Origin of the sequence: Micromonospora sp. NPDC049240, from assembly GCF_040647835.1 — a bacterium.
Lineage (GTDB): Bacteria > Actinomycetota > Actinomycetes > Mycobacteriales > Micromonosporaceae > Micromonospora.
This window is the reverse complement of record NZ_JBEZCX010000027.1, coordinates 29249-41873: the sequence shown is the minus strand read 5'-3', so window position 1 is coordinate 41873 and position 12625 is coordinate 29249. Positions and strand designations below refer to the sequence as shown.

Sequence of the window (12625 nt, the reverse complement as noted above, 5' to 3'; positions counted from 1 at the left end):
CATTGATGAACCGGGCACGAAAATGCATCGAGCGCTGAACAACGCCCATTTTTGTTCACTTCAGTCACGCGATGAACAGGACGGCCCCATGTGGTTGCTCGCACAAGCATGCATTGTTGCCCGACAGAGCGGCAATCGATCACGCTACATGGCTCTCACGCTCTTCCGAGACACATCATTCCGGCCGAGAACGATTCAGTTTCTATCACGACAATCGATCTTAAGCAACGCATGCTACCCCGTTCCAGTCGGGAGCGCGGCCCCGCTTCTGAACACACAGGAACGGGGATCTTGGCGGCTTCGTACGAACCTTTCGGGCCCTGACCTCCGCAGAGGACCTCCCGTTCGGCCAACCTGTCGACGCCGGAGCGGCCTCATGCGATGCCGCCTACAGGTAAGCGCTTTCTCAACCTTCCCACATTGTGGACGGCGACAGCCACCAGGCAGCCCTAAGATCACCGGCCCGCTTCACCTTCCCGGGCCGGCACGGGGTTCGGGACGGCGCCACAGGATCGGTTCCCGGCGGGGCGCCGGCAGGGCGGATAGGCACACCTGAAGGTGGCGGCTGTGCCGACCTTGGCCATGCTCAGGTCATAGGCCAGCCCCCGCGCACCCGAACTCCGCACACTGACGTTGCCGGGCGGGCTGGTCTCATGCCGGAACAAGGGACAGCGCGCCACCCGTACTCCGCCAGGGCGAAGCGCCGTGACCGGCGAATATCTAGATCGAGTTGCGCACCGCGCCGGCCTCGGAATCGAGCGCCGGCGCGCCGGGCACCGCGCTGAGCAGCGCCGAGACGCGTTCCACCGCCCACCTCTCGGTCTTCCAACCGGCCAGGTGCAGCACGGCGGCGCGGTCGAGCCGTTCGTCGGCGGGCAGCTCGGGGAGTCCTTTGGGAAGGCCGAGCATCTGGCCCGCCATGAAGTTCCACCGGTGCGGCAGCTCCCCGACACTGATCCGGTCGCGGAGCTCCCAGAGCGTCACCCAGAACGGGAGCTGGTCGCGTGCGATGAGGACGTCTCGCCAACGAGGGTCGAATGCGCGGCGGTATAGGTCCAGCCAGCGCCGGCCGACGACACGCAGGGCTCGCGTCCGGCCGTAGATGATGCCGCTGTTCCAGCAGACCAGTTCGTCGAGGGAGTCGACGGTCAACTCGATGCCGAACACGTCGTTGAGCAGCCGTACCGCGTCGGGCCGCTGGATCGACGGGTCCTTGAAGTAGAGGAGCCGGTCGCCCCACAGGGTCGGCGCGGTGGGCCTGCGCAGCAGCAGCATCAAGTCGTGCCCGGAATCCAGCGCCGGGGCCAGCTCGGCGACGATCTTCCCGATGTCGTCCTGGAGGATCGTGTCCGAGTCGAGGTAGAGCGTCGGGTCGAACGGCGACTCGACCAGACCGGTGATCTTCGCGAGGCGGGACTGGATCAGTTGTTCCTGCGGGTGCTGGGGGCTCCCGTTCCGGCGGCCGGCCGGGCCCGTGGGGACGACCTCGATGGCGAGCGGCACGGCGACCTCACGCAGCAGTTCCGCCGCCTGCGGATCGGCAAGCACCCGGACCGGGGTCTCGCTGTTGTGCCTGCGCAACGACGCGACCGCGGCAGTCAGATAAGGCGCGAAATCTGCAGTGACGGTCATGGTTACGCCGAAGGTTCCCCGGGACTCCATGCGGTCAGGCTAATACGGCAGCCGCCTTCGGTGTCACGGCAGACTCGATACCCGTTCGAACGCCCCGGGTCACCGGCCGGTGACGGTTGTCGCCGGGCCGTTCCGCACGTATGTTTCCCGACAGCCGACGGAGGTCGCGACAGCCGCGGTCTCCCGGTGAATCCCGTTCGATTCATTGGCGGGCGCGAGAGCTGAATTCTGAGCAGTTCCGCCGCTTCCCGTCATCGGGCATCCATTTCCGTAATGTGTGCTCACGGCCTTGATGAGTGCGTGGGAAAGGAAGACACGATGAGCGATCCACTGACCGAGCTCGCGGCCGCCGGCACGACTGTCTGGCTGGACGATCTCTCCCGTTCCCGGCTCAGCTCCGGCGAGCTCGAACGGCTGTGCCGGGAACGAAGCATCGTCGGTGTGACGACGAACCCGGCGATCTTCGCGGCCGCGCTGGAGCGGGACGAGCAGTACGCGGCGCCCCTGCGCGAACTGGCGGCGCGCGGCGTGTGCGCCGACGAGGCCGCCCGCACGTTGACCGCGTTCGACGTGCGGTGGGCCGCGAACGTGTTGCGGCCGTCCTTCGACGCCTCCGCAGGCGCGGACGGCCGGGTGTCCCTCGAGGTCGATCCGCGCCACGCCCACGACACCGAGGCAACGATCGCGGACGCGAAGGCGCTGTGGTGGCTGGTGGAGCGGCCCAACGTCCTCATCAAGATTCCGGCCACGCTGGAGGGGCTGCCGGCGGTCACCGAGGTGGTGGCGGCCGGGGTGAACGTCAACGTGACGCTGATCTTCTCGCCCGAACGCTACGAGGCGGTTCTGACGGCGTTCCTGGACGGCGCGGAGCGGGCGGTGGCGGACGGCATCGACCCGGCCACGATCGGGGCGGTCATGTCCTTCTTCGTCTCGCGTACCGACACCGAGGTCGACCGGCGGCTCGAGAAGATCGGCTCGCCGGGCGCCAAGGCATTGCAGGCCCAGGCATCCATCGCCTACGCGCGGCTCGCCTACGAGAGGCACACCGCCTTCCTGGCCGGTGAGCGGTGGGCGGCGCTGGCCCGGGCCGGTGTGTCACCGCCGCGCCTGCTGTGGGCCTCCGTGCCGGTCAAGAACCCGGCCTTCCCGGCGATGATGTACGTCGAGGCACTGGTCGCACCGGGCACGGTCATGACGCTGCCGGAGTGGCTCATCGACCAGATCGCGGACAGCACGCTGAACGGCGACGACGTCATCACGGGCAACCTCGCCGAGGCGCACCGTGTCGCCGCGGAGCTCGAAGCGCTCGGTGTCGACTTCGACGACGTGACCCGCGTGCTCGAAGCGGAGGGTGTCGCCGACTTCAAGGGCAGCTGGCTCAAGGGGCTGGACCGGCTGCAGGCGTCGCTGCGGCCGGTGACGGCGGAGGCAGCCGCGCGGTGACACCGGTGAGCCCGAGTCGCACCGGATCGCGGGGGTGATCGCATGAGCGGCGCGGTGAGAGTCGCCCTGATCGGCGCCAACGGCTTCGGCCTGCAGCACCGGCGCGCCATTCACCGGCTTCAGCAGTCCGGCCGGGTGCGCCTCGTCGCCATCGCCAACCGGCGGCCGGTTGCTGCGGCGGACGGCGCACCGCTCGACGGCGTGGCCGTGTTCGACGATTCCCGCATCATGCTCGCCCGCTGCGAACCGGACATCACCGTCATCGCGACGCCGCCGCACACCCACCTCGGCCTCGCCGCCGAATCGGTACGGGCAGGCTCCGACGTCCTCGTCGAGAAACCGCCGGTGGTGACGCTCGACGAGTACGCATCGCTCATCGATCTGGTGCATCAGCACGAGGCCCGGTGCCAGGTCGGCTTTCAGGCGCTCGGCTCCCGCGCGCTGCCCGCACTCGTGTCGGCGGTGCGCGGCGGTGCGCTCGGCGAGGTCACCGCGATCGGCTGCACCGGGTCGTGGTGGCGGCCGGACAGCTACTACCGCCGTTCGCCGTGGGCTGGCCGGCGCACCATCGAGGGCTGTCCGACCGGTGACGGGGTGCTGTCCAACCAGTTCGCGCACGGCTTGGCGCAGGCGCTGGTCTTCGCGGCGCAAGCCCTGGACGCGGTCCCCGAGGCGGTCGAGGTCGAGCGTTACCGCACCCGGGACATCGAGGTCGAGGACACCGCACGCCTGACGGTCACGCTCACCGGCGGCCGGCGGATCCAGGTGGCGGTGACGGTGGCCTCGGACAGGTTCACCGACGGCACGCTGACGTTCTTCGGCGGGCGCGGGCAGGCCCGCTGGCAGTACCGGCACGACCGGATCGAGGTGGGCGGCGACCCCGCGCGTCGGATCGAGACCGGGCGGGCCGGTCTGCTGGAGAACCTGCTCGACCATCGAGACGATCCGCGCGTACCGCTGGTGGCACCCCTGTCCGCCACCCACGGCTTCGTCGCGGTGCTGGACGCGCTGCACCGGTCGCCGGCACCGGCAGCGGTACCGGCCGCGTTCCTGCGGCCGCACCCCGGCGGCGACGGGTCGGTGGTCGACAGGATCAACGGGGTGCTCGCGGAGTCGCACCGCCGGCGGGTCTCCCTGGCCGAGGCCGGTGCCCCCTGGGCGGTGCCCCCGTTCCGCACGCTCGTGTGCAAATGCTGAAGTCCGCAGATGAACACCCTGCTCCGCTGCTCACCGGAAGGAACACGATGACGGACACTCTGCCGGATTCGCCCACGACCATCTCGGTAAGACCTGCCGCCACCCATATCGGCGCCGACATATCCGGGGTCGACATCTCGCAGCCGCTGGACGGGCGGACCGTCCAGGAGATCACTGACGCCCTTCACCGCTACAAGGTGATCTTCTTCCGTGGACAGAGTCTCGATCACGCCAGCCACATCGCCTTCGGCCGGCAGTTCGGTGATCTTACGTACGCCCATCCCCACGACGAGGCACCGCCGGACGGCTTTCCCGAGATCTTCACGGTGGACCCGCAGTGGCACCGTGCCCGCTACGGCGACGGATACATCAAGCAGAAGCAGCGCCGCCAGTTCCACTACGTCACCGGCTGGCACACCGACATCACCCCGGCGGTGAACCCGCCGGCCGGTTCGATCCTGCGCGCCGAGGTCGTCCCGGAGTACGGCGGAGACACCATGTGGACGAACCTGGCCGCGGCGTACCAAGGCCTGTCCGCGCCGATGCGGGCCTTCCTGAACCAACTGCGGGCCGAGCACCGTTACGGTGGCCCGGACAACCCGCCGCCGGACAGCCCGTACGCGAAACGCATCATGGCCAACCCGCTGGTGGCCATCCATCCCGTCGTCCGGGTCCACCCCGTGACCGGTGAGCGGACCCTCTTCGTGAACCCGGGCTTCACCAGTCACATCGTCGACGTGTCGCACCGCGAGAGCGTGGCACTTCTCGACATGCTGTACGACGAGATCACCCGGACCGAGTACACCGTCCGGCTGCGGTGGGAGCCGGGCACGGTGGCTTTCTGGGACAACCGGGCCACGGCGCACCTGGCGCCGACCAACGTCGAGGATCTCACCGGCCGGCGCACGCTCTACCGGGTCACACTCATCGGCGAGTGCCCAGTCGGCCCGAACGGCCAGGAGTCCGAACTGGTAGCCGGCGAGCCGTTCACCGCGACCCGCAACGTCGCCACCGCCTGAAGCGGCCGGACGATCGTCCGCCCCGCTCGTCGTGCCCGAGAGCTGGGCGGACCGACAGACCGATAAGTGAATTGGTGAGAGGCGGAGCCTGACCGTGTACTCCCGCATTCGCCGATCTCGATCATCGGCCGATCGACAGCTGCTGCTCGCGACCCTGCGGTCCGTTCGACCCGCGCTGCTCACCCGGTCGGTGTGCCTACACCTCCTCGAAGCGCTGACCCCGGCGGGGACCGCGATCGCCACCGCATGGCTGGTGGCCCGGCTGACACAGGCCCACGACGACCGGCTGACGACGATATCGTGGCCCCTGGCCGTCTTCGGTCTCGTGCTGCTCGCGGGCTGGATGGTGCAGGAGAGCCTCGTTCCGGTCGACTTCCTGATCGCCCAGACGGTCGACGGTGCGCAGCGCGCCGAACTGACCCGTCTCGCGGCGGCGAGCCCCACCATCGAGCCGCTGGAACGCCCGCACGTGCAGGAGTTGCTGCGGATCGGTCGGGCGGACCCCGACACGTGGGCCGAGCGCACTCCCGGACAGGGCGTCGTGGCGCAGCTGCGGGTCCTGTCGCGCTATGCCGGCATCGTCGCGTCGAGCGCCCTGCTTTTCGCGTACGCCTGGTGGCTGGCGCTGCTCGTGCTGGTGCCGGCGCTCATGGTCCGGGCGATGTGGCGGCGGCAACTGCTCGAGCACCTCAGCATGCAGCGTGTCGGCGTCGCCGAAGGACTTCAGGCCGACGACTGGAAACGGCTGGCCATCGAGTGGACCGACGGCAAGGAGGTGCGCAGCTTCGGCCTGGCCGGGTGGGCAGTCGATCGCCTGGTGCGGCACCGGCTGGCGATGCTCGCGCCGCGGTGGGCCTCGGAGGCGCACGCCAACAAGGCCCAGTGGAAGGCCGCGGCCGTCGTCGGTCCCCCGCTGCTTCTCGCGTACGGGCTGGTGGCGCTGCAGGCCGCGCGAGGGGAGGTGTCGGTGCCCGTGCTGACCGCCGTACTCGCGGCGGGCTGGTCCACACTCCAGCTGACCGGCGGCGGCGAGGCGCTGGACGTGGAGGCTTCGCTTCCCGCTGTGCGCGCCGCCCAGGAGTTGCGCCAGGAGCTGCGGACCCCCGGGGTGGGCGCTGCCCGGCCAGCCGCAATCGCGCCGGGCGTGGTGCGGTTCGAGGGCGTCTCGTTCCGCTATCCGGCCATGTCCTCGCCGGTGCTGGACCGGCTGGACCTGGAGATCAGGCCGGGTGAGCTGCTGGCGATCGTCGGGCTCAACGGCGCCGGCAAATCCACGCTCATCAAGCTGCTCGCCGGGCTCTACACGCCGACCGGGGGCCGCATCACGGTGGCCGGAACCGACATCCGACAGCTGGGTGCGCAGGCGTGGCGACAGCATCTGTCCGTTGTGTTCCAGGACTTCGTGCGCTACCAGTTGCCCGCGTGGGACAACGTGGCCCTGGGCGGGGCGTCGGTGCCGGTGAGCGAGCCGGACATCATGGCTGCCGCTGGTGCGGCCGGGCTGAACCCGGTGCTGGACCGGTTGCCCGAGGGTTGGTCGACGCCGCTGTCGCGAGCGCGTACCGGTGGTGTCGACCTGTCCGGCGGGCAGTGGCAGCAGGTCGTGCTGGCCCGCGCCCTGTACGCGGTGCGCCGCGGTGCCTGGCTGCTGGTCCTCGACGAGCCCACCGCACACCTGGATGTGAGCACGGAGTTCGAGGTGTTCCGCCGGCTGGCCGCGCACCGGGGCGAGGCCGGCCTCGTCCTGATTTCGCACCGGCTTTCGACGGTACGGCTGGCCGACCGCATTGTGTTCCTCGAACACGGCCGGGTGGTCGAGAGCGGAACGCACGACACGCTCATGTCCGCCGGCGGCCGGTACGCACGGTTGTTCCGGATCCAGGCTGAGCGGTTCAACCGTGGCTACGACACGCGGACAGACCCGGAGGTGTCGCGGTGAGACGCTACCTCACGCTGTGGTCGGAGCTGTTGGCGACGACGTGGCGCGAGCAGCCGAAGCTGACCGCGGGCCTGTTCGGCGCGGAGTTCGGCGGGCTGATCGCCACCGTCGGGGTCGCCGCCGCCACGGGTGCCGCCGTCGCGGGCGCGTCCGACCGTTCGCCCGGTGCGGCGCTCGCCGCCGCCGGCGCCCTGGCCCTGATCTCGAGCGTCAACGTGATGGTCCGCGGTTTGCGCCCGAGCCTGATCTTCCGGGCCGTGAGCCAGGTGAGCGACGTACGGGTGGACCCGCAGATCGTCACCGACATCGCCACGACGGAGGGCACCGAGCACCTCGAGCGCGGCGACGTGCAGGCCCGGATGACCCTGCTGCGAACCGCCTCCTGGAACGTGGTGGCCAGCCTGTGGTCCGCGGTGTCGATCGTGTTCGTGCTGTTGCGGCTCGTGACCGTACTGCTCCTGCTGAGTTGGGTCAGCCCGTGGCTGCTGGCACTCATGCCGCTGGCGTGCGTACCGCTGTGGTGCGACCGGCGGGGCCGCCGGCTGGTCGCGGACGCGGAGACCGCGAACGCGGAGGCGTTCGCGCTGCAGCGGCACCTGTTCGACCTGGCGACCTCCGCGTCGGCCGGCAAGGAGCTGCGGGTGACCGGGGCGGCTGCGGAACTGGGCCGGCGGCAGCGCGCGGCGTGGGACAAGAACACCGCGGGACTACACCGGGCGCAGCTGGGCGCGTCATGGTGGCGAATGACCGGCTGGTCGGTGTTCGTGATCGGCTTCATGGGATGCCTCGCCGCCGCCATCCGCCCGCAGGCCGGTGCCGTGGTGGCCGCGCAGGTCGTGCTCGCCGTCACCGCGGCGGCAACCCTGCAGCAGTCGGTGGGCGCGGCGGTCAACCAGGTCGCCGGCGCGCTGGGTGCAAGCCGGGTGATCGAGCCGTACCTGTGGCTGCGCCGGTACGTCGCCGGCCAGCGACCCGCAGCCCGCGGCCGGCAGCCGGTTCCGGGCACCCTGCTCCACGGGATCAGCCTGTGCCATGTCGGATTCACCTACCCCGGCGCGGCCCAGCCCGCCGTGCGGGACGTGTCGGTGCACCTGCCGGCGGGTTCGGTGGTGGCCGTCGTCGGCGAGTACGGCTCGGGAAAGACCACGCTCGTGAAGCTGCTCAACAAGTTCTACCGGCCCGGCGAGGGCCAAATCCTGGTCGACGGCGCCGATCTGACGATGCTGGACACCGAAGGCTGGCGCGCCCGCACCAGCGTGGCCTTCCAGGATTTCGGCCGGTATCCGCAGACGACCCTCGCCGAGTCGGTCGGCGCGGGCGACCTGTCGCACCTCGACGACGCCGACCGGGTCGGTGACGCGATCCGGGCCGCTGACGCCGAGGCGTTCGTGCGGCGGCTGCCGGAGGGGCTGCACACCCGGCTCAGCCCGGCCTACGGCGGCGTGGACCTGTCCGAGGGGCAGTGGCAGCGGACCGCGCTCGCCCGCGCCAGCATGCGCACCGACCCGCTGCTGTTCGTCCTCGACGAGCCGACGGCGTCCATCGACGCGCCCAGCGAGCACGAGATCGTGCAGCGGTACGTGGCCCGGGCCCGGCTTCTGGCCCGCCGTACGGGTGCGGTCACCGTCGTGGTCACCCACCGCTTCTCGACGATCGACAACGCCGATCTCATCCTGGTCATGGACAAGGGTGAGCTGATCGAGCACGGCACGCACGGGCAGCTCGTCGCGCAGGGAGGCCTCTACAGCCGGTTGTACGGTCTGCAGGCGACGGCGTACCATCTGACGCCGTCGACGCCCGAGAACGCCGACGGCGGACCGGCGGATCCGTGGTGAAGCGGACCAGTGCTATTCCGCGGCGGCGCGGGCCGCCTCGACCGCCGACCACAGGGTTTTCGGGGTGGCCAGCACGTCGGCGGTCATAAGCTCGATCGGGAAGACCATGTCGTAGTGGTCCTCGAGCAGAGCGACGAGCTGCATCACTCCCATGGAGTCCAGCCCGATGCCCATCAGGTGGACGTCGGGGTGCAGCGACAAATGGCGGTCCGGCGGAATCACCTCGCGCAGCACCTCTTCGAAGCCGCTGTCCCACTCTCGTTTCATTCCCCGCACCTTCCGAGTGATGGCCAGGCCGCTCCGGTGGTGATGGCGCCGGCAGCGCGAGTCGTGTCCAACTGCGGAACGTCCGCGGTCGCACACTCGGAAATCAGCACCATGTGACGTGGCATTCACGGATTGAATCCTCGAACAACGGCGGATTCAGCCTGCGGATCGAATATCGGCACGGAAGTTATCACCGGCTCGAACTCCATGTCAACGAGGCGTACCTGCCGCGAACAGTAGGCCGGGTCGGCAGCGTGACGCCTGGAAAAAACAGCGAACGCGTTCGTCAATAGGTGTTGACAAAGCCGACAATGCGATGTCAGGGTCGGCGGAAATCACGTCTCCAGCGGCCAATTCCTGCCCGATTACGTTATTGCGCGCGCACTATTCGAGCACAGCCCCGAAGATCGATATGACCGCAGTGACCGTCACCGGCAGCGCGGCGCGGCGGTGGTCATCGCCACGGCAGGGCGCTCAGGACGACCCGCCGGCCAAGGCCGTCGGCACAGATCTCTATAGGGCGCGGCTGAGCCGCACCACGAACCCGAGGGAGCCGGCCGATGCCCGACGAAGCGGTTCGCGCCATCGTGGACAGAGTGCTTGAGGTGCCGGACGCCCATCGGGTGTTCGGCACACCGCCCAATGAGGCTCGACGGCGCTACGGTGTCCAGGCCGCCCTGCTGGACCAATTGATCGGCATGGGACTGCCGCATCGGGGCCGCGGCGACGACCTGCGCTGCGACGCGCTCGACCTCGAGAACGTCGGCATGGCGCTTCGCCTGCCGTCACCGCAGACGACGATCGTCCGGCAGTGGGCGAGATCACTCACCGGCAGCCGGCTGCGGGAACGCGGTGACTACGAACTCACCATCCATTGGCGGTGTCCGGAGCCGGGTCATGCCGGTGAGTGCGAGTTCGTGTTGAGCGAGGCGCTCGCCTCGGGCACCCAGGTCGTCAGCCAGCGGGATCCGGCGCAGGGTTTCGTCGTGCTGCGAGCTGCTCCCGTCGATGAGGAGCACGAGTTCGACGAAAGATCGCTGGCAGTCCTCGCGGCAGTCGCGAAGCTCAGCTTCCACCGGCTGCCCAACGCGCTCTCGGAGGATCTGCCGTTCCTGCGGCGGACCGGTCTGGCCGACTGCCAGCTCGCCTGCCTGCACCTGCTGCGTACGGCGTCGGAGCTCGGTGTGGTGGCCCGCCCGGCCTGCGGGCTGTTCATCGGAGTGCTCTTTCCGTTCCCGCACTCCTGGGTCGAACTGCGGGTGGGCGGTCGCTGGGTGCCGGTGGACCCGTTCTTCCTCGACACCCTGGGCAGGTGGGGCGTGGTGGACCCCGAGGTGTGGCCGCGCCACCGCTCGCCCCGCAACATCCTCTGGCGGCTCCGCTGCGCCCTGTGGCTCGGCGAGCCGCTCGTCGCACACCACGGGCTCGAAGCGCCGGTGTCGATGTCCGCCCGCTGGCTGCCCCCGGGGTAGGAGGGCACCCGGCAGGCATCGTGGCGCCTCACTCGACCGCCGTCAACAGCGGCAGTGTGCCCGCTTCGAACCGGCGGCGGACCTCGGAGACCCGCACCTTGCCGCTGGTCGTGACGGGCAGGCCCAGCGGGCCGACGAAGGCGACGTGCTGGACGAGCAGGTCGGCGCGACGGTACAGCGTCCGTTTCACCTCGCGTGCCACCCGGCGCAGCTCGCCGTCGGGGCTCTGCGGGTCCCGCAGCTCGGCGATCACGCAGACCGCCTCACCCTGGTCGGAGACGAACGGCGCGATCCGGCCCGGCCGCAGCTCGGGCACGTCGACGCAGGCGAGGAGCAGGTCGGCGACGAAGAACTTGCGACCATGGAAGACCAGCGTGTCGTCGTCGCGCCCGAGCACGAACAGTTGCCCGTCGTGGAATATCCCCACGTCGCCGGTCGGGCGCGGGCCTTCCGCCGAGGCGGCCGAAGGCACCGCGCCCTCCCAGTAGCCGGAGGCCAACTGCGGGCCGGCGATGACGATAGGGCCCAGCCGGTCGGGGGTCTCCTCGAGGTTCACGCGGGTGCCGTCCAGAGGCACCCCGGACGACAGCAGCGTGACCGCCTGATCGGTGCCTACCTCACCGGGCGCGGCCAGCACGACCCGGCCTCGTTCCAGGTCGGCGCGGCGGACGGCGAGCCGGTGCGGGCGTACCGTCGCGGTCGTCGTGGTCACGGTGAGTGTCGCCTCGGCAAGCCCGTAGGCCGGGCACAGGGCGGTCTCGGCGAATCCCGCTGCGGCGAAGTGGGCGGTGAACCGGTCCACCGTCGCGGCCCGGACCACCTCGCCGGCGTTGCGGGCGAGGCGCCAGCAGCTCAGATCGAGCTCCCGCACCGCAGCTGGCGGAACCTTGCGGACGCAGAGCTCGTAGGCGAAGTTCGGGGCGCTGGACACCGTGCCGCGGACGGCGGCGATCGCCTTCAGCCAGGTGCCCGGCGACCGGGCGAACGTACGCGGCTGCATGAGCAGGGACCGGTATCCGGAGAAGAGCGGGCGCATGACCCCGGTCACCAGACCCATGTCGTGATAGAGCGGCGCCCAGGTCACGCCGACATCGTCGACGCTCTCGTCGTACGCCCGGGCGGCCTGCCGGCAGTTGGCAACAAGCGCCTGGTGCGTGACGACGATGCCTTTGGGCCGGCCGGTGGAGCCGGAGGTGTACTGCAGGACGGCGACCGGGCAGTCCGCCGGCTCCTCTTTGATCGGCCCGGCCGACCCCCCGTGTTCACGCAACGTGTCGACGCAGACGACCTGGGCGCCGGTGCCGGAGTTCAGGGCCGCCGTCAGCTCGGGTTCGCTGTCGCGGGTCGTCACCAGGATGCGCGGTGCGGCGTCGGCCACGATGCCTCGGATGCGTTCGCCGAACGCATCCGAGCGCGTAGCGGCCGGGGTGGGCGCCGGCACCGCGATGGCCCCCACCGACACGCAGGCGAGCAGGGTCACGACGAACGTGTGGTCATTGGGCAGGGCGATCAGCACGAGGTCGCCGGAGCGGACGCCGGCCGCCCACAGTCCGCGAGCCAGGACATCGACCGCGCGGTGCACGTCGCGGTACGAGAGCCAGGCCGGTTGACCGGCGTCGTTCCAGTCGGCGACGGCCGCCACGTCGGGCCGCGTGGTCGCATGGCGAACCAGCCAACGGTACGGATTGTCGCCGTGCACCCGCGATTCAACCATCGAAAGTCACCTCGTTGTGTGCGCCTCGCACCGTTTGGTCTGCGCCGGAGGATATCTGCCGGATGAGCGCGACGCCAAAATAGGCACTCGTCTTTGCTTCTGATAAT

At 69.9% G+C, this 12625-nt stretch carries 9 protein-coding genes; 6 read left to right on the top strand and 3 right to left on the bottom strand.

Annotated elements, in window-relative coordinates; translation table 11 throughout:
* Positions 1-720: 720 nt before the first annotated feature.
* Entirely contained in the window at positions 721-1632 is a 912-nt protein-coding gene (locus AB0B02_RS29300; protein WP_357305760.1) for a hypothetical protein, read from the bottom strand.
* 318 nt (positions 1633-1950) lie between these two features.
* On the opposite strand from AB0B02_RS29300, the gene tal reads away from it, so the two are divergent.
* The 5 genes from tal (at position 1951) to AB0B02_RS29275 (ending at position 9065) form a co-directional block, all read left to right on the top strand.
* Entirely contained in the window at positions 1951-3075 is a 1125-nt protein-coding gene (gene tal / locus AB0B02_RS29295; RefSeq protein WP_357305757.1) for a transaldolase, read from the top strand.
* A gap of 42 nt (positions 3076-3117) precedes the next feature.
* Positions 3118-4272 (top strand): Gfo/Idh/MocA family oxidoreductase, encoded by a 1155-nt coding sequence (locus AB0B02_RS29290; RefSeq protein ID WP_357305754.1) that lies wholly within the window; start codon positions 3118-3120, stop codon positions 4270-4272.
* Between the two features lie 47 nt (positions 4273-4319).
* Positions 4320-5291 carry a TauD/TfdA family dioxygenase gene (locus AB0B02_RS29285; RefSeq protein WP_357305751.1) on the top strand — a complete coding sequence of 324 codons (972 nt, stop codon included), beginning with the start codon at positions 4320-4322 and terminating at the stop codon, positions 5289-5291.
* A gap of 325 nt (positions 5292-5616) precedes the next feature.
* Entirely contained in the window at positions 5617-7230 is a 1614-nt protein-coding gene (locus tag AB0B02_RS29280; RefSeq protein WP_357305747.1) for an ATP-binding cassette domain-containing protein, read from the top strand.
* Positions 7227-9065, top strand: coding sequence for an ATP-binding cassette domain-containing protein (locus tag AB0B02_RS29275; RefSeq protein ID WP_357305742.1), 1839 nt, complete (start codon positions 7227-7229; stop codon positions 9063-9065). Before AB0B02_RS29280 ends, AB0B02_RS29275 begins: the two co-directional genes overlap by 4 nt.
* Before the next feature lie 12 nt (positions 9066-9077).
* On the opposite strand, the gene AB0B02_RS29270 is transcribed toward AB0B02_RS29275, so the two are convergent.
* The gene (locus AB0B02_RS29270; RefSeq protein ID WP_357305739.1) at positions 9078-9332 is read right to left on the bottom strand and encodes an acyl carrier protein; all 255 of its coding nucleotides are present in this window, start codon (positions 9330-9332) and stop codon (positions 9078-9080) included.
* A gap of 560 nt (positions 9333-9892) precedes the next feature.
* Here AB0B02_RS29270 and AB0B02_RS29265 point away from each other — a divergent pair.
* Positions 9893-10804 carry a hypothetical protein gene (locus AB0B02_RS29265; RefSeq protein WP_357305736.1) on the top strand — a complete coding sequence of 304 codons (912 nt, stop codon included), beginning with the start codon at positions 9893-9895 and terminating at the stop codon, positions 10802-10804.
* Between the two features lie 28 nt (positions 10805-10832).
* Here AB0B02_RS29265 and AB0B02_RS29260 read toward each other — a convergent pair whose 3' ends face one another.
* Positions 10833-12518, bottom strand: a complete 1686-nt coding sequence (locus AB0B02_RS29260) for an AMP-binding protein (RefSeq protein WP_357305733.1) — start codon at positions 12516-12518, stop codon at positions 10833-10835.
* Positions 12519-12625 lie beyond the last annotated feature (107 nt).